The following is a 24,932-nucleotide window of genomic DNA, read 5'->3' on the forward strand; positions in this document are numbered from 1 at the left end:
AAAAGAAGCCGTCCCGCGCGTAGAGAAAATCTACGTATGGGACGGCTTCTTAATGTTTCTTAATTAGAGATTATTATTTAGCTACAACTCCGCCATCAACCGGCAGCTCAACACCTGTAATGTAAGAAGCTTCATCAGAAGCCAAGAACAATACAGCTTCAGCTACTTCAGAAGCACGTCCAACACGTGGCAGCGCAGTCTGAGACATAAAGAAGCTATGCATTTTTTCGTTATTTACAAATTCAGCACTCATTGGGGTTTCGATAAATCCTGGGTGAACAGAGTTCACACGAATGTTATCTTTACCAAAGTCTACAGCTGCTGCTTTACTAAGCATACGAACTGCACCTTTTGAAGCTGTATAAGCACCAGCACCGCTGCTGCCAGTCAAACCTGCGATGGATGAAATATTAACGATGGAACCACCTTTATTGTTCTTCATTTGAGGAACAACATGCTTCATGCCAAGGAATACGCTGCTCACGTTGATGTTCATTACTTTGTTCCATTGATCAACAGTGGATTCGAGCAATTGAACCGGGAATGAGATCCCTGCATTGTTTACCAAAATGTCGATTTTCCCGAACTTGCTAATCACATCTTCTACAACCTTGATCCAGTCTTCTTCGGAAGCCACATTATGTGCATAAGCTGCTGCTTGACCACCATTTGCTTCAATTTCCTTCACAACTGCTTGTACGGCAGCCTCGTTAATATCAGTGGCTACAACTGTAGCACCTTCTTTGGACAATAAAAGGGCTTCTTCACGGCCCATGCCGCTGCCTGCACCTGTAATAATTGCTACTTTATTAGTTAGACGATTCATAATTAGGTCTCCTCTATAATCATATTGTGATATAATATTTGAGTGATGATAGTCACACTATCACTGTGATATACATCATATCATTTTTACAAAAGAACTACAACCACTCCTTGCTTAATCCAATAAACGGTGGATATAATACTAATAATTGAAAACCCCAATCAAAAAATGGAAGGGTCTAGCCCTCATGAATCCTAAAACACGATACGAAAAAGAAAGATCCGATGGTAAGCAGCAACGATTAATTACGATCCTCGAATCCGCAGAACGAGTATTATCACAAAAAGGAATCGAAAAGTCGACGATGCAAGATGTCGCAAGCGAAGCCAATATCGGGATTGCGACGTTATTTCGCTATTTTCCCAGAAAAGAAAAACTCGTAGTGGCTGTAGCCACCCGAATGCTGGAGCCTATGCTCGATCATTTTAAATACGTAGCTGACTTGCCCCTTACTTGTCTTGAACAAATCGAGAAATTATTTGATTTCTTTATTCAGGATCAAAATCATCTAAGTATTATTTTTATGGTCAATTTCGAAAGCTACGCCTCACACTCAAATGAACCTGTTGAGGATGTTCTGAGCTTCAATGCACTCAACCGCAAAATTTGGCATGAATACTCCAGGATCATTCAAAATGGGGTAGAAGACGGCTCTATTCGTGCGGGTCTCCCCGTAAAAGAGACCTTAATTACGCTCATGAATAGCTTTGCCCTCTTTTCCAGAAAACTAACGATGAAAAAAAACATTCTCCTGCTGGAATCGGATCTAGACTCCGACGATCAGCTTGAGCTGCTTAAACAAATTTTTCTGGATCATTTAAAAGCCTAAAAAGCGCCAGTTTCCTTAGGAGGGGAACTTGGCGCTTTTTCTATAGTCAAAACAAAAAGAGACATTTCCAAGGAAATTGCCTCTATCCAGATTCAAGTTGCGACCTATATACTGCCTTCGTTAGCTAGTGAAATGGGCAGGTTGCGACGGGTGATTGTTGATAAAGAAAACGAGGGCTGAAATCATATTCTTTTAACGTACGATCATGCCAAATCGGTGTAGACGAGGGTGACATAGGCGGAATCAACCAGGACCAGCGCCCTGAGACTTGGCGCCCCTGCTCGTTCTCCTGTTGCTGGAATCGAACAAATTGATCTGCTGCTGTATGGTGATCCACGATGCTGACACCTGCTTGCTTGAAGGAATGCAGCACTGCGCGATTCAGCTCAAGAAGCGCCCTATCCTTCCAAAGCGTTGTGTTGCTGGAGCGATCCAGTCCCATCACATCAGCTATAGCTGGCAAAGTGTTGTATCGTCCGGTATCCCCCAAGTTACGCGAGCCGATTTCAGTCTCCATGTACCAACCGTTAAAAGGAGCAGCCGTGTACAGAATACCGCCAATTTCCAACTGCATGTCCGCGATAATGGGTACAGAATACCAACGAAGCTGAAGCTCAGCAAAACGTTCAATTTCAGGATGTGTTAACGGTACCTCCTGAATGAAGTGATCAGGAATAGGGAAAACGTAGGGATGCCCGTTGCCAATACTGATCACTAACGGCAACACATCATAATCGCCACCCGTTCCTTGCCAACCTAGTTGCTGGCACATTTTTGTGAATTCATCCGATGCCGGATCGCCTGCACGTCCGTGTTCTTCATCGCCAGGATAACCGGCATAACGAATCAATTGGTGGTTCCAGATCCGAATCCGCTGATTCGGATCTTCTCCGCTGCGGAAGACCGTGATGAGTGAACGAATACGTCCTCCGTTGTTCGCCTTTTCCAGATGTCGCAGCAACGCTTCAGCAACTTGTTCCTCAGTCTCTGCTTGGCGTTCATCGATTAGCTCAATGGATTGCCAAAAAAGACGCCCAATGCAGCGGCTATTATGGCGCCAGGCCATTCTTGCACCATGCGCTAATTCTTCCGTTGTATGTGTGTAACTGCCTGATTGGTTAATTTCCTCATGTACGGCTAGGATGCGATGATCCGTCTCGGCTTCAGACTTGTCTAGTTCAGCGTAACATTGTCGAATGAAAGCTTCCGCCTGCCGGGTTAATTCTTCGATGTGCTTGCCATTCATATCCCTTATCCCCCATCTAAACCCTTGCTTAAACTCTCAATCCAGTATAACATCCCTCTTCCTATGCCACATCTTTCAGGGAAAAGCGCATAAGAACAACCCGTGAAGCTTGGAGCTTCACAGGTTGTGGCAGGAACATTTAGCGCTCTGAACGTTTCCCTTGCTTATTCAATGAGGCAAGTCTGCTCTTATCCTCGGTCAACAGTTCTTCAGCCAACTCCACACCTTGAGGACCTAGCCAGTCCTGAGCTTGCTGAATCGCCTGCTCAGTATGTGCCAGGCGGTTCTCAGCCTGTGCCAAAGTCTGTTCTGTTGGATGACTAAGTGCCTGAGAGACAGAGAAATGAAGCTTGCCCAAAGAATTTTTGGCTTGAGTTACATTGTCATTCGCTTGCAGACTGGAATCGGGTTGTTTCATAAATGAAATACGCTCCCTTCTGAAATGCGCCTGTTCTCTTCTAGCATGGTTTGGGTGAAGTCATCTTATGCATTCACTATCTACTGGATAATGGATTGCATAAAGGACGTCATTTCATTACTCGCTTTATTCAGGCGCTCAATGACACCGCTGAATTCAGTGACCAATTCTGCTTGTGAGTGTGAAGAAGCAGAGATCGCTTCAATTTCTTGCTCCATTTGCTTAATGGACTTTTGAACATCACTCAGTGATTTTTCAATATTATGGGTTGCTTCTTTAGTGTTAACGGACAGTTTGCGTACTTCCGTAGCAACCACCCCAAAACCTGCCCCTTGCTCTCCTACACGCGCGGCTTCGATTGCCGCATTCAGCCCAAGCAGGTTCGTCTGCTCAGAAATCTCACGAATGAAGCCGGCAACCTTATTCACTTCTTGTGATTCTGTTACGGCTCTACGCGTATTATCTAATATTTGCTGCGAGGTTGCTGATAATTCCTGAGATTGGGCAGCTACGCTCTGCACCATCTCCATTAGATGACTGCTTATCTCATTAATCTCATCTGTGAATCCTTCAAGCTTATTCTCGTTCTCTAGTGTATAGGCAATGGCAAAAACCCCGATTACATCATCATCCGTTCCGTAGATAGGTACACATGTTGAGATTACAGGAGCTCCATAAATTTCTGCTGGGATTCGGTTAGAGCTTGCTATACCTTTCAGTCCATTTGAAAGCGACAGATCTTCAGGCGGGATAGGGTTACCCTTAACCAATCCGAGATCAATAACTTTACTCGGTGCGTAATAATGGAAGATCTCCCTGTCCGTGATTCCAATCATAATATCCTGCGAGTGAATCTTTTTGAAATAAGGTGCTGCGAGGACTAAGGCATCGATAATACTCATCTCTTCATCTCCCATATAAAAAAAATGTATATGTAGTTTTATCGTCACAATGGGTTATTAAATGAATATTGTCATAGTAGAGTAACAATCCCCGCGTAGGATTTGTTTATGAATACTATTAGCAGACGACAATTTCTACAGAAAAGCGCTCAAGTAACTCTAGGCCTTCTTGGAACAGCTGGTGCATCCGGCATCTATTCACATTGGATCGAACCCTACTGGCTGGAAATCAAATACGTAGATATTACACTCCCTAGACTTTCTCCAGCCTTCGATAAATTTCGTATCGTTCATTTTAGCGATTTACATCAGGGGGTATATTCCAAGCCGCAAGCTTTAACGGAGCTAGCGCAGCAAATTCAACAGGTAAAGCCAGATCTGATCTGCTTCACCGGCGATTTATTAGATCATTCAGCCGATTATATTTCAGAAGCCGTAGCCTTGTGCTCTCAGTTGCGGGCTCCCTTTGGACAATTTGCAGTATTAGGCAATCATGATGCTTTTGGGACCAGAAAGGTTGTAACGAAAGGGCTAACACAATCGGGCTTCCACGTGCTCCATAATGAACATATCGTCTTAACCCAAGGTACGGACAAGCTCTATATTGCCGGAATAGATGATCCTTGGGTCGGAAAAGCAGACATCGCCCAAGCGCTGCTTCATATCCCGGAAGAGGCTTGCACAATTCTCCTTGCCCATGAACCTGATTTCGCCGATGACTTTTGCAAGCTGCCTATAGATCTGCAATTGTCTGGTCATAGTCACGGAGGCCAAGTGCGGTTTCCAATTGTCGGAGCTTTATATACCCCGCCTCACGGAAATAAATATTCAAGTGGATTATATCAACTGCCCAACAGCCAACTTCAGGTCTATACCACTCGCGGGATAGGAGTAACTCGTATGCCTGTTCGCTTTAATTGTCGCCCCGAACTCACCGTAATTACTTTACATTCTTAATGCTAGTGTCTTAATCGTACAAAATGGTTAAAAAGTATATACCTTTTGCATATCTATGCAACAACACTGTAACCGCCTTTGTAATCAAATCTATTTGGGACCTAGGTATAATTGTAGGAGTGATAGAGGAAAAAATATCATATTGCAACTACATAAGCCCATCCTTGGGAAGGAGAGATTAAGTTATGAATAAAAGTATGAAATGGACCTCAGCCATCTTGGCTGCTGGAGTATTGCTTGGAGGGTCGGGACTAGTAGGAGGAACCTCAGTTCAAGCCGCAGCTACCGGAGGAAGTACGGTAAAACAAGCCGCACAGCAACCCTCTGTAGTGCTTAAATATAAAGGCCAGACCTTATCGCAGCAAGCGAAAATAGTAAACGGCAACACCATGATCCCTTTAACTGTACTACGGGATGCTTTTGGCCTCTCCATTAACTATAATGCAAGCACCAAAACTTATAGTGTAGGCAGCGATTCCATGAAGCTGGACATGGAGGTCTCAGATTACGGTGTTAGTACAACCCTGAATGGCTATTACATTTATAGCATGACCGGCAGTCATGATGTGAAGGTCATCAACGACCGGATTTATGTTCCGTTCAAACTGTTGTCTGACTATTTAGGAGTGCAAGGCGTTTATAATCCTTCATTGAAATCACTTGATCTAAGTAAAAAAGTAATGAATGACATCAAAATTACCTCTGAAACCTTAGATAAGAGCAATAAAAATGCTAGTATCAAAGTACAGTATCCCAAAATCAGTGGCTTAACGGATGAAGTGCAGACTAAGATTAATGCGATCTTCAAAAAGCAAGCTGAACAATTCGTCGCAGAGAGTGAAGAACAGGCTAGCCGTAGAGATGGTACTATAGAGAATAAATATGACTTCTCTCAAACTTTTGTTGTCTCCTTTAACCGTGAAGGGGTTCTGAGCATCGTGACTGATCAATATGGCTATACTGGTGGAGCACATGGTGGAGCCCTTCGTGAAGGATTTACCTTCTCGCTGAAAGACGGCAAACCAATTGAACTTAAGGACCTGCTGAAGGCAGAGCCAAACTACAAACAAAAATTAGATAAAATGTTGAAGGAAAGCACCAAGGAGCTAGCTTTTCCAGATACACCTGGCGGACTAACAGAAAAACCAAACTTCTACGTTTCCGAGAGTGGCCTTGCAATCTTCTACCAACAGTACGAAATTGCCCCTTATGCGGCTGGAATTCCTACGTACACCTTTAATTTCAGTTCAATATTACCAAAGGGAACTAACCCATTCGCTGCCTTCAAATAAACTTCTATTGTAAAAAAGAGCGTCACAGTCATTAGGACTGGGACGCTCTTTTGGTTTTACAGCTTAGGCTTCCAAACTTCCAGCCGGGCCGAAGAATTCATAATGAATTCTGTCTTCAGCCACCTTCCATTCCTTAAGAGCCTTATATATCGCCTTCATAAAAGGAGTCGGTCCGCAGAAATAGAATTCAGAGTTTACGTCTGTTACTTCTTGCAACCAAGCTAGATCAATATAACCTGTTTTATGGAACGTATCTCCTTTACTTGGAGTTTCATAACATACATAGGATCGTAGGGTAGGATGGGACTGCTCCAAATCCGCCACCATTTCTTTCATAGCATGCAAGCTTCCATTGATGGCTGCATGAATGTACGTTACCTCTCGTTCTGGCTGCGTAGCAATTAATGTCTCCAGCATACTTACCATAGGGGTTAGTCCAACCCCACCACTGATAAGAACCACTGGACGATCACTATCTTTATTTAGTACGAAATCACCTGCTGGCGAGCTTACTTCCAATATAGCTCCCACTTGTACGACATCATGAAGGAAAGTAGATACGACTCCAGCCGGTTTATCCGGCCCTTCACCTTCCCGTTTAACTGTGATGCGGTAATACGTCTGTCCCGGCGCACTGGACAAACTATAGTGGCGAACATGGGTGTATTCCTCGCCCTCAGGCTGAACACGAACCGTGATGTATTGACCCGGCAAGTAAGAAGCTATAGCCCCTCCATCCTCAGGAGAAAGGTAGAAGGAAGTAATAAGTTCACTTTCTTTAACCTTCTTAGTAACCACAAAGTTTCTAAATCCACTCCAACCCCCGGGAATTTCGGCAGCTTCACGATACTTCTCTGCTTCGACACCAATAAAGGCATCTGCGATCACGCCATACGCCTTTGCCCAAGCATCAATAATTTCCGGCGTCGCCGCATCGCCAAGTACTTGCCCAATAGCAGCTAACAAAGTCTCACCTACGATGGGATAATGTTCAGGTAATACGCCCAATGCCCGATGTTTCTCCGCAATCTGTTTTACCACAGGCAAAATATTTCCCAGCTGATCAATATTCATTGCCGCCGCGAGTACGGCGTTAGCAAGTGCAGTCTGCTGTTTACCTTCCCGTTGGTTGGCATGATTAAATATATTTAGTAACTCCGGATGATTTTCAAATAACATGCCATAGAAAGTAGTTGTGATGGTCTTCCCATGAACCTGCAATACGGGCACCGTTGATTTTATGATTTCAATGGTTTGTTGATCTAACATCTAAATACCCTCTTTCCTGCAATAAATTAATTCCTCTATAAAAAGCATATAGAAGCTGCACATGCCGGAGTGTGCGTTCAATCACACGGGAAATTGAAAAAATGTGAACGATTCAACAATTGCAATGATATCCATCACAATAATGCACCCGAAATCAAAAAAACTATCCAAGAGCCATAATAGCTTCCGGGATAGCTTTTTATCTTATTATTTTGACAGCTCCACAAAACCTTCTCCGAATACATCTCGTACATCGTGGATGGTAATAAACGCCTCTTTATCAATGGATTTGACGATTTTCTTAAGCATAGTCACTTCCTGCTTGCTAATCACAATATACAGCAGCTCTTTAGGTGTCTTGGTATAGTACCCACGGCCATATATTACTGTGACGCCTCTATCCATAATTCCATTAACCTGTTCAGCAATTTTGTCCTGCTCTTGGGATACAATCGTAACAGCCTTCTTAGGGTTCACTCCCTCAATAATGAAGTCCATTATCTTAGTGGCTACATAGAGCATCACGATCGTAAACATCAGACTTTGTACTCCAATGATGAAATACGAAGCGAACACCACAATTAAATCAACGAGCAGTAGCGCGTAACTAACATTCCAGTCCAAATATTTATGTAGAATTCTGGCGATGATGGTTGACCCTGCAGTCGTTCCACCCACTCGTATAATTAGCCCGATACCCACACCTGAGAAGATACCCCCGAATATTGCATTAATTATCAACTCATCGCTGCCAATATTCCAATTTTTCGTAAGAATCAGGAATAACGAATTGAAAAACACCGCAATAATCGTGTATACCGTCGTAGTTTTGTCTAGAAATTTGTACCCCACAATTAATAATAAAGCGTTAAGAATCAAACTAACAATACCGGGTGACCACTGATACAAATAGTAAGTAATCATAGTCAGTCCCGTGACCCCGCCTTCACCGAACTCGTTCGGAATCACAAACAAATTAACGGCCAAGGAGAATAACAAAGCTCCTACAATGATGGAAACAATATCCGAAATACGCTTTTTCATACCATGCCCCTTCTACCCTAGATCTATATCCACAAATACTAACACCGCTTTGATATAGATGCAATCCATCCGAAAGAAGTCAACAGTCTATAGATACAGTAACCAGCCACCCCGCCGCCAGTGTTCAAAATAAGATCATCCACATCAAAGGTGCCGATATACAATACTAATTGTGTGAATTCAAAACAGAAGCTCAGCGCCAGCGAGAGGAAGAAAACTCTTCGAAACAGCCTTACTTTTTGCGATAACAGCATGGGCACCAAGATCCCAAACGGAATAAAGGCCAACAAATTCCCTACTAAATTAATCGATGAAAAAGGATCTGAAAGCGACAGATCGTCCATCCCCCGGGAGATCTCCTTAAAAGGGATATAGTTGCCTCGCCGATTAAAAATCCGGTCTGGATGTTCAAACATACGTCCCGCTTGCTCCCAAAGCGATAATAAGTTCACTGGTGCACCTTTAAATAAAATAATTCGAATTAAAAAATACATATAGACGATAAATATCGCTGCCAGCAAAAGGTTTATAGCAGACTTTTTTTTCGGCTCTTTAGTCATTAATATGTAGTAACAATTATGCCATCCATGTTATCGCCTGACGTCATATATTGCCCTTCCTGTGGAATTTTGATCGTAGTGTATTTGGATACCGGAAAATAACTTACTGTATAAGCTTTGCCGTCTACTGTTGTTGAAATCTCTTTGTTCTCTTTCAAGAAATCCAAATATTGTTCTAGCACAAGCCCCTTCTCATGAATAATGGCGCTGTGCGGCAACCCTACATAACGGAAATGCCAGGGTTCATATTTTATCCCCGTAATCTCGGTTTTGTCTTTCGGATAGCGAAGAATAAAGCCGTATTTCCAGGCATTTTTTTGCAGCCATTTCCCTTCAGGCGCTTTACTCATTTCTGATTGGGACGACCCGATATCCAGAGATAATCCTAAATTATGTTCACTATATTGCGCCGGTAAAGCATAGTCCGAACCTTTTTCCTGATATAATTTCTCTTGCTCTTCAAAGTCCCTGTACCCGCTGCTAATTAAAAAATGATTCACACCCTCTTTTTCGGCAGCTTTGACCATCTTATTGAATTTATGCGCTACACTTTCAGACAAACGAATCGAGGTATCCAGCAGCCCATAACCCTGCACCAGATCCGCCTGCTCATATAAGGTCACGATATCAGACTTCACACTATCCTCATGTACCGGGTATTGTTTGTTCACCAGCAACAAATCCCCTTGATACACTTGATCTTGTGTTACTACCTCTAAGCTATTGTTATTTCTAATAGATTCTTTGCGAATCTTATCATCGTATCCTAAATTACCCGTATTCGGTAAATAACGAGCCGCTGCATACCCAAGCAACAACACAACCAACGCCAAAAAGCCCCACTTCTTCATCAGCAATGTCCTCCCATTTCCTTGATAGGAATAGAATAACGAAGACACTTTAAAGAAAAAGCAGGACAAATATAAAGTTTTTCTTAAAATAAATAAATCTCACTGGCTTTACCCATTAAAAGTATATCCAACGCCCCAGATCGTCTTAATGAATTTATTCTTATTGATGTCTTCACCGAGCTTTTTGCGCAAGGTACGGATATGCACCATGACCGTGTTCCCACTCTCATAATAAGCATCGCCCCATACCTGTTGAAAAATGTTCTCCGCACTAAACACCTGCTTAGGATGGCTGACCAATAAGTGCAAAATATCAAACTCTTTTGGAGTTAGCTCAATAACCTCACCATAAAGAGTAACCGTATGCTCATCCGGTGAAATCATCAATCCCCGAACCTCTAGCACCGATTTAGGTATGGCAGCGGGCTGACTGAATTGTATGGAGCGCCGCAACTGGGAATTGACCCGGGCGACCAGCTCCATTGGGTTAAACGGTTTGGTCATATAATCATCTGCGCCCATAACCAGTCCGGTGATTTTATCAAGATCGGAAGTTTTAGCACTCAGAAAAATAATCGGCAGATGATGATGCTCCCGAATATGGCGGGTGACCTCGTAACCATCCAGCCCCGGCATCATGATATCCAGAATCGCCAAATCTATCGTTTGCGACTCAATGGCTTGTACCGCTGCCCTTCCATCGGACACTTTGAGGATATGATACCCCTCTTTTTGCAAATGCAAGGCCACCAAGTCGGCAATTTCCGCCTCATCATCCGCAATTAAAATGGTGATGCGCTTCATCTATTTTTCACTCCTATAGGTTGTGCTGTACACTCTTCATCCATTATACCCTAAACTCAAAAACCACTCCTAGAAAGAAGTGGTTTCCGATTAAATCTATGATTTATATAGTCTATTTCCTTTTATTATAGCTGTCTAACAATAGCTCTAATGAAACCCCATTTACTGTGACGCCTGAAAGATTGCAGTCTCTTATATCTACATTCGAAAGATCACAATCTACAAAGGATGTCCCGTTCAGCTGGCATCGCTCAAACTTATTGCCTTTACCGTACAAATGAATATCGTGGAAATAAGCCTCCCCTAGTTCACTATTACTAACCTCTATTTCCCACAGCCCCACTTCATTAAACTTAACAGAATGCATATTGATGTCATTAAAGGTAGTACTGCTCATATTAATATTATCGAATCCGGTCCCCTCCATATTTACATTGGAGAAGTTTGTTTTATGCATATCAATATCATCAAATTCACTCTGGCCCATAGCCACACGACGAAAATTCGTTTCAGTCATTCTTTCATCCTGAAAGACTCTCTTCTTAAATTCGTCCTGTAATTTGTTTTCACTAAGATTATTATTCACTGTACTCAACATCTCCCTTTTTAAGATCGCTCTTGATCTGCGGAGTCTACTCTCAACAGCTTCGCTGGATAAATCAAGGAAATCGGCGATTTCCCTGACCTTGTAACTGTCGATATAGTAGAGAATTGTGACTATACGGTTAGCTTCTGATAGGGTGTTTAAGGCTTTCCACACATCTTGCTGGAGTTCTTTTCTGAGCAGCTGATCTTCGGTAGATTCTGGCTGCGGAACCTCCATTTTTTGCATGAATTCGTAAGCAGTTTTCTTTTTATTTGACCTAAACCAATCCATGCATTCCCGTGCAGTAACCGCATATAACCAACTGGCGAGTTTCTCAGGCTCCTTTAAGTTAGGTAATTTGCGATAGGTTTTAACAAAAACCTCTTGGGCAATGTCTTGTGCGGTATGAAAATCACCCAATTTACCATAAGCAACCCCGTATACTGCATTGGAATATTTGCCGATAAGTACACTGAATGCATCCATGTCACCTTTACACACCTTATCTACCAGTTCTGCGTCTGTACAAGTCACTATTTTCCTCCTTAACATCAAGCTCATAACATAGACGGAAAAGAGACTCAAAAACCGTCTTTATGCCTGCAAATAATTTTTAATGGAGAGGGGATTTCAACTTTTCTTCACCGTGATAATTATAGCCTAATTATTACCTAGCTAAAACAATCTGCGAGCCGTCACCAAACGTTTCTTCCACTTGTCACTTAAGGCTTCATAATGAACGCCAAGCTCCTTGGAGTACGTATGTAGGATCTGATTATTTCCCGCGTAAATCGCCACATGCCCAATATCGAGTCCTCGTGCACTGAAGAATAACAGGTCCCCTTTGCGCAGCTCGTTAATTCCAACCTCTTTGCCCTCTTTGGCCTGATTGTAAGAGACACGTGGCAGGTCAATTGCCAACACATCCTTAAATACATGTCCTACAAAAGAAGAACAGTCAAAGGTAGATGTCTGGTCAGTAGCAGCACCAAATTCATAAGGTGTTCCCAGATATTTTTCTCCGTAAGCAAGCAGCTCGCTTCCCTGCCGCTCTACAAGAGCCGTACTAGTATAATTGCTATATTTGGGTTTAGCAGATATATAGCCACTCTTGTTATCTTGTGTTCGCACTTCTAACCATAAAGCATCTACTTCTCTAAACACATGTACCTTATCTCCTGCTGACAACATTTGCTGCACTGTTGATTGGGCTGACGAGTCTGGCAAACTTCGCAGGTTAACCCCATATAGAATTGTCGTATCGTAATCCACTGCCGAGTAGATACGAACGGCACGAGTAGTGGTATCCCACTTCACAGTGCTGCCCAAAGCTTCGCTGACAAAACGCAGTGGCATCATCGTATAACCGCCGGCAATCTGGCCGGGAACCGTTACACTTAAGGACTGGCCATTTTTATTCGCTGCCTGATCACCAATACGATAGGTCAGCACCAGGTCTCCCTTGGTTGCCTTAACGGTCTTGGTATCATTATTCCAAGTAATCTTTGCCCCCTGAGCTTCAAATAACTTGCGCATAGGGACTAGTACTGTATCGTTTACTAACAAGGGCTGAGCCCCCAATTGTAGCTGTTGATCATCCAGATAGACGGCTGTAACCGGAGTCTGAGGCGTTGTCGCCGCATAGGCCGGAGCAGTATAGAGCATAGATGTAAGTAGTAAAAGTAACATAGCTTTCTTTTGAAATTTCATGATGTCATCACCTCGTTGATTGATATGTACACCTATTGTTACTAAAAAAAGGGTGATTAGTTTTGTTACAAATTTTGGGGTAAGCATCTACCTACGGCATAAGCACCTAAAAAAAAGAGGACTACGATCACCTTTCGGTATCATAGTCCTCTTTTTAAATATGCCTCATGGAGCCGGCTAGACAGGTTCCTCAACTTCAAAAATGGAATCAATAATGATCGGAAGATTATCCCTTACAGAAACAGCACCCAATACAGAACGAGCATGAACACCCTTGTCTCCGAACACCTCAAGCATTAAATCTGAACAACCATTAAGCACTTTATGATGTTCTTCAAAAAGGGGATCTGCATTAACGAAGCCTTGAATTTTGACTACTCTTTTCACTTTGTCCAAAGAACCTAAAGCTGTCTTCAGGACGGCAAGGATTTCTATACCCGTTAAACGTGCAAAATGGTAGCCTTCCTCGGTAGTGTAATCTTGTCCCAGCTTCCCTTTGGGATGGCCCGCTGGTCCTTTTCCCGACACAAAACATAAACCATTAACAATTACGTAGTTAGCGTATTTTGCCGCCGGTTCACTAGCCTCGGGCAGGACAACTCCTAATGCTTCGAGTCTGCTCGCTATAGTGTGCTCTGTCATATCCATCTCCCCCTCCATTATCAACAGCTTCAATAATTAAGTAAGATCATAGTTACTACTTAGCTTCAACCTCTGCTTCCCATCTCGATATCTCAGAGCGAACAATGGGTGCTACTTGGGTACCCAATAGCTCAATGGCTCTCATTACATCCTTATGAGGCATTGTGCCAAGCGGCACATGCAGCATAAAACGTGTGATGCCTACTTGCTTGCGCAGGTGAATGATTTTCTCAGCAACGGTCTCTGGGTCACCTACATACAAGGCACCTTCAAATCTACGCGCCGCATCATAGCTTGCACGGGTGTATTGACCCCATCCGCGTTCCCGGCCAATAACATTCATACTAGCTTGTGTAGAAGGGAAGAACATATCGGCAGCCTGCTGATTGTCCTCTGCAATGAAGCCGTGCGAGTGCGAAGCAACGGGCAGCTTCGATACATCATGTCCCGCTTGCGCTGCAGCCTTCTTATAGAGCTTCACGAGCGGAGCAAACTGTAGCGGACTGCCGCCAATGATAGCCAGCACAAGCGGTAACCCTAGTAGACCTGCACGAATTACGGATTCTGTATTTCCTCCGCTGCCAATCCATACTGGCAATGGATTCTGCACGGGACGCGGATAAATCCCCAGATTATTAATGGCAGGACGGTGCACGCCGCTCCAGGTTATTTTTTCGGATTCCCGTATTTTGAGCAGCAAGTCCAGCTTCTCATCGAACAGCTCATCATAATGATTCAAATCATACCCAAACAGCGGGAACGATTCAATAAAAGAACCCCGGCCTGCCATGATCTCTGCGCGTCCATTCGAGATTCCATCCAGGGTAGCGAAATCCTGAAACACACGTACGGGGTCATCAGAGGAAAGTACTGTAACCGCACTGGTTAGCCGAATCCGTGTCGTCTGTGAGGCCGCCGCAGCCAGTAAAACTGCTGGAGAAGACGCCGCATAATCTTTGCGATGATGTTCGCCCACGCCAAATATATCTAAACCCACCTGATCTGCAAGCACAATCTCCTCTACAACCTCGCGCAATCGCTGCGCATGACTTATCACTTCACCCGTCTGAACATCCGGTGTTGTTTCTACGAACGTGCTTATTCCTATTTCCACTTACAAATCCCCCTTAACTATAATTTCCTCTTTAAATTGTTTGTTTGATTATAACACAAGTTAAGGTTAAAAAAGCTAGTCATTCTGTCCAACCCTAGTTTCCCGGGAAACTCATCCTTAAAATTTGCAAAACCACGCTTACAAATAGAGGATTTTGAAGGAATATGTTGAAAGACTCTTAAACAAATAGCGGTTGTCGTAGAACAAATAATCATATGGCAAACGAATAAAATTCAAGGTAACATGAAAGAACTGTTAACCGGGTGGGAGAAGGTGTCACTGAAATGAATATCATGACATGGATTGATTTGTTATTATTTTTTGTTTTGTTCGCTTTGTTCATCTACATATTTGCGTCTGTAACTATCACTAACCTACATAAAGCATACTTAGTTTTTCATTTTACTATGATGTTATGGCCCTTCTGCCAATTCGCTATCAAAACGACCGACGATCCCAAGTTTCAATTGTTTTATGTAAAGCTCGCTTTTATCGACTCGGTTCTGTTAACGATTGGCTGGCTTCTGTTCACGGTACTACTCACCGGGAATTCACATCTTCTTCGAAAAAAGAACACATTGATCCTATACATTCTCGCAGCTTTGATCTTAGTAGGGGTGATCGCCAATCCAAACGGAAGTTTTGTTCTCCCTATGAACGGCGGATATATCGAAAGATATTATGGTCCGATTTTTTGGCTGCTTATTATCTTCTTAACCACCAGCGTAATGATTTCTCTGTATATCATCTATTCAGCGCTAGTCTCAAACACTACACAGCGGATCAAAAAACAAGTTGCTCATGTGCTCAAAGGGGTGCTGGTGCTAACGGTATTTATTTTATTGGATGTTTTTCTTAATGTGGTATTGCTTAAATCTGATCCAGTTATTCCAGGGCTGACCTCTCTGGGGATCTTAATCTCGGCAATCTTTTTCGTAATTGCTATCCATCGGGATAAAATATTTGATCTCGTAACCATCGCCCATCAGGATATCATTGACACCATTACAGAAGGAATTCTTGTACTGGATGATAGTGAGACTGTAGTAGAAATCAATCGCTCGCTTTTTCCAAAAATCCATCTGCAAATCGGTGCTCACTTTGACGTGTCGACCATCGCACCCATAGAGCAAACTTCCGGAGCTTTCGATTTATTCCTTCATACATACTTGAACCAGCCCATGGAGAGGACTGAGGTTGAACTATTCTACACCTCACTCGATGCATACATTAACATTACTGCGGCGCCGATTGTGGTAGGTGGAATCAGGGTTGGACGCATTCTCACTTTTCAGGACAGAAGCGAGCTGCATCGCCTCATAGCCGAGACCAATCACCAGAACGAGACCCTGCAAGAGCGTAATGCTGCATTAACTGAAATCCAGGATGAATTATCGCAGACTAACCAAAAACTTAAGCAGATGGCCATAACGGACAGCCTAACCGGTTGTTATAATCGTCATTACTTAACGTTGCACTTAGAGCATGAGATCATAGAAAATATGAAACTCAAGCAGCCTTTTGCTATCATCCTTCTGGATATCGACTTTTTCAAAACAGTGAATGATAATTACGGCCATTTAATCGGTGATGTCGTCATTTGCAGCACGGTAGAGGTAATTAAGAAAACGTTGAGGGAGACGGATGTTCTGGCGCGTTATGGCGGAGAAGAATTTATCATTTACTTACCAAATACAGATCAAACACAAGCAAACCACTTAGCAAAACATATCAAATCTATAATAGAAGCTAATAAAGTACATGTAGAGGATGTTGCTCATTCCCTCTCGATTACTGTTAGTATGGGACTGCTGTCCATTAGTAATTTTGCAGCACAATATACAGAAAGCCTGACCAATCAACTAAATGATTTATTCGAATCAGTGGACAAAGCCTTATATCAAGCAAAAAATGCCGGACGAAATCAGATTGTTGAGATTAATAGATAACGTTTAAAATAAAGAATCAGCCTACTTCTGTTGAAGTTAAGCTGATTCTTATTTTTTAGATCTTTTTAACTAACTCGGACTTTAATTTCATAGCTCCAAAACCATCGATTTTGCAATCAATATCATGATCTCCGTCCACTAAACGGATGTTTTTCACCTTTGTTCCTATCTTCAGAACGGATGAGCTTCCTTTTACTTTAAGGTCTTTAATAATAGTTATAGCATCTCCATCATTTAAAATATTTCCGTTGGCATCTCTGACAACCTTGTTCTCTTCACTGCTTTCAGCCTCTGTGTCGAGGCTCCACTCATGCGCACATTCCGGGCAGACGAGCAAACTACCATCTTCATAAGTGTATTCTGAATTACATTTCGGGCAATTTGGCAAAGTTGACATCAAAGTGTCCTCCATTCGTTAATGTAAATCTAGTTGTGGTTCCAGTGCATAGCCTCAAAAGTATATTTCATATTTGGTAAGGTTTCCACTAGATATCAGCAGTAAGTTTGTCTAGATTTCGACAGCGGACAGTAATTCTCAAATATTGTCTTGTATATTTTTTCCTAATTCAATAAGATGGAAATGTCGAATTTTTATGTAAATACATAGGAGAGTGAGTAATGATAAGTCGCAGAAGTGTTGCATTCGCCATTATTTTGTCATTAATTACATGTGGGCTCTATACAATCTATTGGTTTATTGTTCTAACCAATGAGGTAGGCGAACTGAGTGGAGACTATACATTTACAGGAGGAAAACATTTCCTTCTAACGTTGGTTACGTGCGGGATCTGGAGCTTCATTTGGGCCTATCAGGTAGGTAAACATATTGCTGAAGCTCAAAGACAGCGCGGCCAATACCCGTCAGATAATTCAGTGCTTTATGTGATCCTGACACTCTTTGGCCTGGGTATTGTCACGTATGCCTTGGTACAATCCGATGTTAATAAACTGGTATAAGTTTACGATTTATAAAAGGACACATCCTAAACTATTTTGGGGTGTGTCCTTAAGTCTCGTCGGCGTAGTATATCTCAAAGCATGGATACCCTTAACCAATATTAGTATCCCTTGTCCATTTCATGAATGGACTGGATTGTATTGCCCCGGATGTGGAGTCACAAGAGTTATTCTTTCCTTGCTGAAGTTCGACGTTATTCAAGCGTTTAGATTTAACCCGTTGCTGTTTATTTTAGCACCTCTGTATATGTTGTATTGGATTACTAATAAGAAGCAAATCCGGCCTCTTAGCCAGGCAATTATGGCTATAATGTTGATTCTGACCGTTACATTTGGAATACTGAGGAATCTCCCGCTGTTTGAATATTTGGCCCCGACAGTAATTCGTTAACAGCAACAATTATTACAAAATAGCCTGCAGTCGCACAATTGCTTGGGCCCGATCAACCACTTCTAATTTGCTGTAAAGATTGCTAATATAATTGCGCGCCGTACCTTCCGCAATATGTAATGTATCGGCGATTTCACGGTTGTTCAGTCCCCGGATAATGAGCTGTGCCAGCTCCTCTTCCCGTTCTGTCAGACTGATACGATCCAGACCCGATCTTTGCCAGTGTTCATAGTCCTCTGTTAACCTGTTCATCCTCGATGCCAGTTTGGCTGCTACCGGAGCTGGCAGAATAAATTGCCCGGATAACGTATCATGAATCGAAGCGATCATTTTATCTGCATCCATGTCCTTCAGCATATAACCGCTTGCTCCGTAGGCCATTCCCTCTACAATATAATCAGTCTCTATAAAAGTAGTCAGAATCAGAATGAAGATGTTCGGGCGAATCTGCTTTATTCGTTTCAAGGCGCTAAGGCCATCCATAACTGGCATTTGAATATCGAGCAGCACCAGATCAGGCTGGAATGCCTCAACCATCTCGCAAGCTTCTTCTCCATTCTTGGCAGCACCAACCACTTCCATATCATCTTCCAGATCCAAAATGGTGCGAAGTCCTTCCCGCGTCAACAATTGATCATCGGCAATTACAATTTTTATTTTACTCATGTTCTATCCACAACCCTTCGCATGGGCAGATCAATCTCCAGTAAACAGCCTTCATCCATTTCTGAATCGATGGATAAGCTGCCTCCCAGCTGCTCAACCCGTTCCTTCATCGTCCTAAGTCCAAATCCCATCACGATTGGACTCATCCCTAGCCCACAATCCTTGAGTCTAAACTGCAAGTTCGCTCCAACAGACTCCAGACTAAAATGGAACTCCACACTCTTCCCATGTCTGATCCCATTAGTTAAGCCCTCCTGCAAAGCATGATAGATTGCCTTTTTATAGGCTGTTGACATGGCTTCCGGCAGATCATAAATAACTGCATGAACAACAACGCCTGCATTGCGTTCTGTATCTCGAATCAACTGCTTCAGCATCACGGTTAGATCAGAATACCTGTCCTCTTTCAGCATATGGACAGAGCCGCGGATTTCATTCAAGCTATGCCGCACAAGATCCTGGGCCTCAGCCAGACGCTGAAAGCCGCTGTCTATCTCCTTCTTCTGAAGCAGCCGCTTGCCAGCTTCAATCTGCAGAATCGTCGATGTCAGGGTATGCCCGACAATATCATGAATCTCTTGGGCAATACGATTGCGTTCCTCAAAAACAGTAGCTTCGGCCAACGCCGCAGATGTTTCACGCATCGAACGCTCCAGGCTACGAGTTCTTTCTACCACCTGATCCTCCAGATTTTTTTTGAGATATTGGATTCCCGAATACAGCTTGGCATTAGCGATTGAGATTGCGCATTGTGAACCAAGCAGCTTGAGCACATCGAGTCTGCTTGGAGTAAATACACCCGGCGATAGATTATTCTCTAAATAGAGCAGGCAAACCAATTTATTCTGATTCATGATGGGGAGACATAGAACCGATTTCAGTCTATTATTCCTAACGTAAGTATTACGTGTAAATATTCCTTCACTGAGTGCATCATGTAATACAACCTGTTCTTGTGTTCTTGCCGCGTAAGCTATAATCGCTGCCGGGACCAACCCCGATTCTTCCCCAAGTGGAACAGATTCGATATGCTGGGCTTCTGAGGTCCCATAAGCTTCCACCATCCATTTGCCGTCATGATCAAAAATAACAGCCCCATATTCTGCCCCAGCATTGTGGAGCATGATTCGCATCAGCGTGGCCAATAATCGGCTCATCTCCATTTCGCCGGATAATGCTTGGGCAGACATTACCACAGAAAGGGAATCCACACGATCGAGCCCGGGCTCTCGTTTAATATGCAGCAAATGGCGATGCTGCTGCTCCAGGTCAGCCGCTTTAGCCTTTGCGCCCCATTGCAGATAAGCCTCATAGGCCTCAGTCATATAGATTCTTGCCAGATGCATTTTGCCATGACGAAGCCCGTATTTACCATAACATTCCGCTGCCATCGCTAAATCGTGAATATGACCGTGGATCCGAGCGTTCTCAATGGATTGCTCATACAATGCTTCAGCTTGGCGGGGATCTCGCGATAGACGAGTTAACTCAGCCTTCATTAACAGATATTTATGCTGATAATTCCCCGGACAACGCCTGGCAAGCTTTTTCATTTTCTTCAAGCATTTACGCATTTTTGCCCGATATGTACGTTGCTCTTCAGCGTTATATTCCTCATACAACTGAGCCCAGACTAAACATTCATACATGATCTGCATGGGACTGTCTAGGCCATCTTCGCGTGATTTTATAATGGCCGCTGATTTGGCTAATGCCTCACTGGCTTCTCGGTATTCCCCAAATACATAGCCCGTCAAATATTGATAGATCCAGACCATTTCTTGTATAAAATCAAAGGTGTCCCCATGAACCGACTGTGCAAAAGCAGGCTCGCTAATCTCCGCGATGGGAAAGGGATCATCTATAGAGCGATAACCTGTCAAGCGAACAAGAATGGCCGCTGCTACAATAGCCTGCTTACAATGAAGACTGTTGTTATGGCGCAGCAAATCACCGGAATGAGTAATTAATCGCTCATAGATATCGCCGAGAGGATGACCAAATTGCAAAAGGGAGGCACAGTTGATCAACACATTCTGGTTGCCCTTCCATAAGTCACCTGATTCCAGTCCTACTTTACCAGCTTTCTCGGTAAACGTATGGAGCATAGCAGGATCATAATGCCGCCAGCTATCGTAGCACATGGCGAACGCGGCTAAGGTTGTCATGTGCTGTTTCGGATAGGGTTCGGATAAGCTGAACGCCAGCATGGCCCATTTGAATGTCTCTTCATCATTACGGAAGTAATAATATTGAAACATTGCATAACCTATGAATCCAATGGAAGCCTCCGGAGTCATCCCATAATCAAGCGTTAATTCAATCATGGTGAAGGAAGAAGCAAGCCACCCTTCTCGATTGACGTAAAAGCAAGCATTGCTTGAATGATCTAAAGTAGACATTGCGATTCTACGTGCTTCATCAGTCATTGGAGGTAAAAGAGTAAGCGATTCGAGTGAGACCTTCTTGAGTCTATGCCGCAATCGTAACCATTGAAGCGTCAATTGAGCATAACCAGGATCAAATTGATGCTTCACTTTCAGTAACGATAAGGTATGCTGGCCTAAGGAGATCACCTCTTCATGGTTATCATTACTTGCTTCCAACTGCACCTTCATTACGTAGACGTAAGCCTTATCCATATTTGTCGTAGCTTTATCAATTAACAGATGGAATAATTCATTAGCCGTATCAAAATGGGAACATAAATATTCGAGCTCCGCCCTCTCACGGAATACCCGGAAGGTCAGCCCATAATGCGCCTCCCAGCTCTGCTCCTCTAATAATGACGTTGCCTGAAGCATATATTGCAAGGCTGTCTCATGTGCGGTTGTTTGCTTCGCTTTTATCCCTGCCTGTAAGTTCAGCTCTACTAGTTGAAGCCTCTCTTCAGGGCGGTCTAACCATGTAAGTGCCTGATTCAAATGATGGACAGCTTCGAATAGAGTCGTTCCTTCACTAAGCGGGCCTCGGCCTAGCAATAACAGACCAATCCTCCAATGCAGCTCGGAACGCTCCTCTTCGGAAATAAAAGTATATGCTGCCTGATGAATGCGGTTGTGCTGGAACTTATAATGCGGATATTCCTCCCCGTTAACGGGCTGCAACAAGCGCCCATGTACAGCAACCGCCAACGCATCGTTCAATGTCTCTATCGGTGTCTCCGTAATATCAGCAAGTGTACGTAAATCAAATAGGCTGCCTATAAATGCGGCTCTGCTAAGTGCATATACCGTCTGTTCAGGAAATTGCTGCAATTTACTTGAAAGGTATGAAGCTACGTTATCGGGTACATTCAATTCAGTAATACGCTGGAGATCCCATTTCCAGCTTCGAATATTCTCATCAAATTCCACTCGCTGATCATCTATCAAATCTTGAAGGAATTGCTTAATAAATAACGGGTTTCCATCTGTCTTATGAAGCAGCACGCGCGCCAGCTCGTCCAAGTCAGCTGCCTCGTAACGCATAACATCAAGTAGCAGTTGTTTTAAATCGGTGAGTTCAAGCGCTTGTAAAGAAATTCTGCTCATCGCTACGTTGCGGTCAATCAGATGTTTTTCCAGCCTACTGAGCGGGTGCAGCCTTGTAATCTCCCGATTGCGATAGGAAAGCACGATTAGCAGATGAGTCGTTGCTGTACCCTCTATAAGCGAAGTGAGATATTGCAGCGACGTATCATCAGCCCATTGCAAATTATCCAATACCAAGATCAAAGGATGATCCTCATGAGGAAAGAGTTGAATAAATCGGCTCATGATTAATTGAAAGCGATGCTGAGCTTCCAGCGGTGGCAGTGGAGGCACGGAGGGTTGAGGGCCAATCAAGAGTTCAAGCTTAGGAACAAAATCGATCAGCAACTGACCGTAATTGTCCACTGCTTGTAGAATACGCAGCCTCCAAACCTCCACCTGCAGCTTTGTTTCCATCAGCAGCTGACTAACCAACTCTTCTATGACTTGATGCCAGATGCCATAAGGGAGTGAGGTATGTCGGGATTCGAACTTGCCTCTGGCGAAGAAACCATCCAAAGAGACTGTATTGCTAAGGGTCTCCTTCAGAAAGGTTGTTTTGCCGATACCACTCTCCCCGCTAATCCAAACCGTCTCTACGGCACCTTGTGATGCTCGTTGCAGTGCTTCTCTTAAGCTTTGTTGCTCAAGATGTCTTCCATAGAAGCGTCCTGATACCATCCAGCGCTCTGGGATATCCCAGCTTCCTAGTGGAAAAGGCTCAATATGCCCGGATTCTTCTAGACAGGATAGACATTCCTCAAGATCCGATTTAATGCCAAACGCGCTGGCATACCTCGCTTCAGGCATTTTCTCCATGCATTTACCAACAATATCAGAGACCGATAGAGGGATAGTGGGGAACCTGCGGTGCAGAGGCTCAGGTGTATCTGCAAGATGACGATATACAATATCAACAACATCATGCAGCTCAAAGGGGCGGCTGCCCGAGAGACATTCATACAGGATGATCCCCAGCGAATAAAAGTCAGAACGGTAATCCGGTTTGACTCCGGTTCGTCCCGTTTGTTCTGGAGCGATATAAGGAAGCAGAACATCGGGCCGGCCGCCTAACGGTGACAAAGGACTCGTGGTGTTTTCGGTAGAACACATTCTTATATCAATAAATTTCACTTCAAAAGTAATGGGATTGACGATTAGATGAGCGGGGGTTAGTTCATTTAGTGTTATTTTTTCACGATGAATTTGCATAAGACAATCAGCAATAGCTGTAGCGATTCGAATTAGCGCTGGAAGACCCAGTGAATTAACAGGTATACGCAGGATCTGCCCAAGGGTACTCCCCTCTATATCTTTTAAGAGAAGGACTGGTCGGTCCGCCATAATTTCCAAACTGTACGGCTCTATTGCACCACGACCGCAAAGTCGCTTAAGCATGTCATACTCATGACGAAAAGCATCGACCATGGCAGCTCCCGGATATTCTCCTATTGTTGTCTTAGCGATAACTCTTAGGCCGTCCTCTTGACGTAGGAGTCTGTATAACCTGATATCTGCGGTATTATCTATCAGATCTAAGGTTTGGTATCCTGGCAATTCAAACATCAACAGCACTCCCTAATTACAATTAGACAGAATACTCAATCTCACAAAGTAGTTAAAGCCATTATAACATCTGATCTTGCCGTTCTACTCATAAGACATTTCATATTTCGTTAATCCTATCGCGTTCGCGCACAATGCCGCCTGTGTCCGGTCAGTAACCTGCAGCTTCGCTAAAATCTGACTGACATGCTTCTTCACCGTAAATTCACTGATAAAAAGACGTGTGGCAATCACTCTATTGCAAGCACCTTGTCCAAGCTGAATCAGGACTTCCTTCTCTTTTGGTGTCAATTCATCTGTTGGACTGCTGGCGCTCATTCGCATCTTTTCTTCCATTAGACCAGGATCATAGTATTTTCTCCCTTTGTACACCAACTGGATAGCAAACAGTAATTCCTCCGGCAGTGCCTCTTTCAGAACATATCCGTCTACCAATACTTCTTCAGCCCTCAAAAAATCCTCTCTGCTCGCAGAGGAAGTCAACAGTATGAATTTACTAACAATGCCGCGGGTACGTGCTATCTTAATGACATCCAGTCCTGATTCATCAGCAAGCTTAAGATCAATGAGGACAATGTCTGGCTTTGTCTCTTCAATCACATCAAGTGCTTCCGGACCATTCGTAGCTTCACCGGCAAATTGCATATCCGATTGCATTGCAATGACAGATGCCAGCCCTCTTCTAACTAAAGGATGATCATCTACAATGATGATTTTCACAGAAACAGCTCCCTCTAAACCGCATACATTATTTACTTCTTTGTATAAAAAGCTTCAATTGGAGTATTCATTTAAATTTGGCGCATTTCTGATTAAGTATAGTTAAAAGACTACACCGCTT

At 43.4% G+C, this 24,932-nt stretch carries 23 protein-coding genes; 6 read left to right on the plus strand and 17 right to left on the minus strand.

Annotation, left to right across the window (positions count from 1 at the left end; all coding sequences use genetic code 11):
* Positions 1-73: 73 nt before the first annotated feature.
* A complete protein-coding gene (locus MHH89_RS21200) occupies positions 74-826 on the minus strand; it encodes an SDR family NAD(P)-dependent oxidoreductase (RefSeq protein WP_038573803.1) in 753 nt (250 codons plus the stop codon).
* Positions 827-1,013: 187 nt separating this feature from the next.
* Here MHH89_RS21200 and MHH89_RS21205 point away from each other — a divergent pair, with 187 nt between their 5' ends.
* Positions 1,014-1,655: a TetR/AcrR family transcriptional regulator gene (locus tag MHH89_RS21205; RefSeq protein ID WP_076124124.1), complete on the plus strand. Its 642-nt coding sequence runs from the start codon at positions 1,014-1,016 to the stop codon at positions 1,653-1,655.
* Positions 1,656-1,779: 124 nt separating this feature from the next.
* On the opposite strand, the gene MHH89_RS21210 is transcribed toward MHH89_RS21205, so the two are convergent.
* The 3 genes from MHH89_RS21210 to MHH89_RS21220 form a co-directional block, all read right to left on the minus strand.
* A complete protein-coding gene (locus tag MHH89_RS21210; protein ID WP_076307563.1) occupies positions 1,780-2,901 on the minus strand; it encodes a nitric oxide synthase oxygenase in 1,122 nt (373 codons plus the stop codon).
* Between the two features lie 139 nt (positions 2,902-3,040).
* On the minus strand, positions 3,041-3,319 hold the full coding sequence (locus tag MHH89_RS21215; protein ID WP_038573810.1) for a hypothetical protein: 279 nt from the start codon (positions 3,317-3,319) through the stop codon (positions 3,041-3,043).
* Between the two features lie 80 nt (positions 3,320-3,399).
* Complete coding sequence (locus MHH89_RS21220) at positions 3,400-4,221, minus strand: methyl-accepting chemotaxis protein (protein ID WP_036682244.1); 822 nt, start codon at positions 4,219-4,221, stop codon at positions 3,400-3,402.
* Positions 4,222-4,329: 108 nt separating this feature from the next.
* Between MHH89_RS21220 and MHH89_RS21225 the strand changes: the two genes are divergently transcribed.
* Positions 4,330-5,178 (plus strand): metallophosphoesterase, encoded by an 849-nt coding sequence (locus MHH89_RS21225; protein ID WP_076124127.1) that lies wholly within the window; start codon positions 4,330-4,332, stop codon positions 5,176-5,178.
* Between the two features lie 185 nt (positions 5,179-5,363).
* Positions 5,364-6,470: a PdaC/SigV domain-containing protein gene (locus tag MHH89_RS21230; RefSeq protein ID WP_076278254.1), complete on the plus strand. Its 1,107-nt coding sequence runs from the start codon at positions 5,364-5,366 to the stop codon at positions 6,468-6,470.
* Positions 6,471-6,533: 63 nt separating this feature from the next.
* Here MHH89_RS21230 and hmpA read toward each other — a convergent pair whose 3' ends face one another.
* The 9 genes from hmpA to MHH89_RS21275 all read right to left on the minus strand — a co-directional run bounded on the left by hmpA (position 6,534) and on the right by MHH89_RS21275 (position 15,050).
* Positions 6,534-7,739 carry an NO-inducible flavohemoprotein gene (hmpA, locus tag MHH89_RS21235; RefSeq protein WP_076278253.1) on the minus strand — a complete coding sequence of 402 codons (1,206 nt, stop codon included), beginning with the start codon at positions 7,737-7,739 and terminating at the stop codon, positions 6,534-6,536.
* Positions 7,740-7,946: 207 nt separating this feature from the next.
* Complete coding sequence (locus MHH89_RS21240; protein WP_036682251.1) at positions 7,947-8,783, minus strand: YitT family protein; 837 nt, start codon at positions 8,781-8,783, stop codon at positions 7,947-7,949.
* 38 nt (positions 8,784-8,821) lie between these two features.
* A complete protein-coding gene (locus tag MHH89_RS21245) occupies positions 8,822-9,343 on the minus strand; it encodes a VanZ family protein (RefSeq protein ID WP_076124132.1) in 522 nt (173 codons plus the stop codon).
* Complete coding sequence (locus tag MHH89_RS21250; RefSeq protein WP_076124134.1) at positions 9,343-10,194, minus strand: M15 family metallopeptidase; 852 nt, start codon at positions 10,192-10,194, stop codon at positions 9,343-9,345. Before MHH89_RS21250 ends, MHH89_RS21245 begins: the two co-directional genes overlap by 1 nt.
* Positions 10,195-10,302: 108 nt before the next feature.
* Entirely contained in the window at positions 10,303-10,998 is a 696-nt protein-coding gene (locus MHH89_RS21255) for a response regulator transcription factor (protein WP_076124136.1), read from the minus strand.
* Positions 10,999-11,110: 112 nt separating this feature from the next.
* Complete coding sequence (locus tag MHH89_RS21260) at positions 11,111-12,118, minus strand: sigma-70 family RNA polymerase sigma factor (protein ID WP_076307566.1); 1,008 nt, start codon at positions 12,116-12,118, stop codon at positions 11,111-11,113.
* Between the two features lie 141 nt (positions 12,119-12,259).
* Positions 12,260-13,294 (minus strand): C40 family peptidase, encoded by a 1,035-nt coding sequence (locus MHH89_RS21265; protein ID WP_076124139.1) that lies wholly within the window; start codon positions 13,292-13,294, stop codon positions 12,260-12,262.
* Between the two features lie 177 nt (positions 13,295-13,471).
* Positions 13,472-13,936, minus strand: a complete 465-nt coding sequence (locus MHH89_RS21270) for a RidA family protein (RefSeq protein ID WP_076132951.1) — start codon at positions 13,934-13,936, stop codon at positions 13,472-13,474.
* A gap of 55 nt (positions 13,937-13,991) precedes the next feature.
* Complete coding sequence (locus MHH89_RS21275) at positions 13,992-15,050, minus strand: LLM class flavin-dependent oxidoreductase (protein WP_076278251.1); 1,059 nt, start codon at positions 15,048-15,050, stop codon at positions 13,992-13,994.
* Between the two features lie 284 nt (positions 15,051-15,334).
* On the opposite strand from MHH89_RS21275, the gene MHH89_RS21280 reads away from it, so the two are divergent.
* Positions 15,335-16,999: a histidine kinase N-terminal 7TM domain-containing diguanylate cyclase gene (locus tag MHH89_RS21280; RefSeq protein WP_076124145.1), complete on the plus strand. Its 1,665-nt coding sequence runs from the start codon at positions 15,335-15,337 to the stop codon at positions 16,997-16,999.
* Positions 17,000-17,054: 55 nt separating this feature from the next.
* Here MHH89_RS21280 and MHH89_RS21285 read toward each other — a convergent pair whose 3' ends face one another.
* Complete coding sequence (locus MHH89_RS21285; RefSeq protein ID WP_341088046.1) at positions 17,055-17,396, minus strand: zinc ribbon domain-containing protein YjdM; 342 nt, start codon at positions 17,394-17,396, stop codon at positions 17,055-17,057.
* 221 nt (positions 17,397-17,617) lie between these two features.
* Between MHH89_RS21285 and MHH89_RS21290 the strand changes: the two genes are divergently transcribed.
* Positions 17,618-17,956 (plus strand): DUF4234 domain-containing protein, encoded by a 339-nt coding sequence (locus tag MHH89_RS21290; RefSeq protein WP_051491231.1) that lies wholly within the window; start codon positions 17,618-17,620, stop codon positions 17,954-17,956.
* On the plus strand, positions 17,937-18,347 hold the full coding sequence (locus MHH89_RS21295) for a DUF2752 domain-containing protein (RefSeq protein WP_076124149.1): 411 nt from the start codon (positions 17,937-17,939) through the stop codon (positions 18,345-18,347). Before MHH89_RS21290 ends, MHH89_RS21295 begins: the two co-directional genes overlap by 20 nt.
* 12 nt (positions 18,348-18,359) lie before the next feature.
* Here the strand turns inward: MHH89_RS21295 and MHH89_RS21300 are convergent, their stop codons facing one another.
* The 3 genes from MHH89_RS21300 to MHH89_RS21310 all read right to left on the minus strand — a co-directional run bounded on the left by MHH89_RS21300 (position 18,360) and on the right by MHH89_RS21310 (position 24,811).
* Positions 18,360-19,013, minus strand: coding sequence for a response regulator (locus MHH89_RS21300; protein WP_076191591.1), 654 nt, complete (start codon positions 19,011-19,013; stop codon positions 18,360-18,362).
* Positions 19,010-24,091, minus strand: a complete 5,082-nt coding sequence (locus MHH89_RS21305; protein WP_341088047.1) for an AAA family ATPase — start codon at positions 24,089-24,091, stop codon at positions 19,010-19,012. The genes MHH89_RS21300 and MHH89_RS21305 overlap by 4 nt, the downstream gene beginning before the upstream one ends.
* A gap of 84 nt (positions 24,092-24,175) precedes the next feature.
* Positions 24,176-24,811 carry a response regulator gene (locus MHH89_RS21310; RefSeq protein WP_076124152.1) on the minus strand — a complete coding sequence of 212 codons (636 nt, stop codon included), beginning with the start codon at positions 24,809-24,811 and terminating at the stop codon, positions 24,176-24,178.
* Positions 24,812-24,932 lie beyond the last annotated feature (121 nt).

The organism is Paenibacillus sp. FSL H7-0323, from assembly GCF_038002725.1.
GTDB classification, from domain to species: Bacteria; Bacillota; Bacilli; order Paenibacillales; family Paenibacillaceae; genus Paenibacillus_AQ; species Paenibacillus_AQ odorifer.

Bases quoted from the DNA above. Each gene is read 5' to 3' on its own strand.
- MHH89_RS21200 (WP_038573803.1), bottom strand. From the start codon at position 826: ATGAATCGTCTAACTAATAAAGTAGCAATTATTACAGGTGCAGGCAGC.
- MHH89_RS21205 (WP_076124124.1), top strand. From the start codon at position 1,014: ATGAATCCTAAAACACGATACGAAAAAGAAAGATCCGATGGTAAGCAG.
- MHH89_RS21210 (WP_076307563.1), bottom strand. From the start codon at position 2,901: ATGAATGGCAAGCACATCGAAGAATTAACCCGGCAGGCGGAAGCTTTC.
- MHH89_RS21215 (WP_038573810.1), bottom strand. From the start codon at position 3,319: ATGAAACAACCCGATTCCAGTCTGCAAGCGAATGACAATGTAACTCAA.
- MHH89_RS21220 (WP_036682244.1), bottom strand. From the start codon at position 4,221: ATGAGTATTATCGATGCCTTAGTCCTCGCAGCACCTTATTTCAAAAAG.
- MHH89_RS21225 (WP_076124127.1), top strand. From the start codon at position 4,330: ATGAATACTATTAGCAGACGACAATTTCTACAGAAAAGCGCTCAAGTA.
- MHH89_RS21230 (WP_076278254.1), top strand. From the start codon at position 5,364: ATGAATAAAAGTATGAAATGGACCTCAGCCATCTTGGCTGCTGGAGTA.
- hmpA (WP_076278253.1), bottom strand. From the start codon at position 7,739: ATGTTAGATCAACAAACCATTGAAATCATAAAATCAACGGTGCCCGTA.
- MHH89_RS21240 (WP_036682251.1), bottom strand. From the start codon at position 8,783: ATGAAAAAGCGTATTTCGGATATTGTTTCCATCATTGTAGGAGCTTTG.
- MHH89_RS21245 (WP_076124132.1), bottom strand. From the start codon at position 9,343: ATGACTAAAGAGCCGAAAAAAAAGTCTGCTATAAACCTTTTGCTGGCA.
- MHH89_RS21250 (WP_076124134.1), bottom strand. From the start codon at position 10,194: ATGAAGAAGTGGGGCTTTTTGGCGTTGGTTGTGTTGTTGCTTGGGTAT.
- MHH89_RS21255 (WP_076124136.1), bottom strand. From the start codon at position 10,998: ATGAAGCGCATCACCATTTTAATTGCGGATGATGAGGCGGAAATTGCC.
- MHH89_RS21265 (WP_076124139.1), bottom strand. From the start codon at position 13,294: ATGAAATTTCAAAAGAAAGCTATGTTACTTTTACTACTTACATCTATG.
- MHH89_RS21270 (WP_076132951.1), bottom strand. From the start codon at position 13,936: ATGACAGAGCACACTATAGCGAGCAGACTCGAAGCATTAGGAGTTGTC.
- MHH89_RS21280 (WP_076124145.1), top strand. From the start codon at position 15,335: ATGAATATCATGACATGGATTGATTTGTTATTATTTTTTGTTTTGTTC.
- MHH89_RS21285 (WP_341088046.1), bottom strand. From the start codon at position 17,396: ATGTCAACTTTGCCAAATTGCCCGAAATGTAATTCAGAATACACTTAT.
- MHH89_RS21290 (WP_051491231.1), top strand. From the start codon at position 17,618: ATGATAAGTCGCAGAAGTGTTGCATTCGCCATTATTTTGTCATTAATT.
- MHH89_RS21295 (WP_076124149.1), top strand. From the start codon at position 17,937: ATGTTAATAAACTGGTATAAGTTTACGATTTATAAAAGGACACATCCT.
- MHH89_RS21300 (WP_076191591.1), bottom strand. From the start codon at position 19,013: ATGAGTAAAATAAAAATTGTAATTGCCGATGATCAATTGTTGACGCGG.
- MHH89_RS21305 (WP_341088047.1), bottom strand. From the start codon at position 24,091: ATGTTTGAATTGCCAGGATACCAAACCTTAGATCTGATAGATAATACC.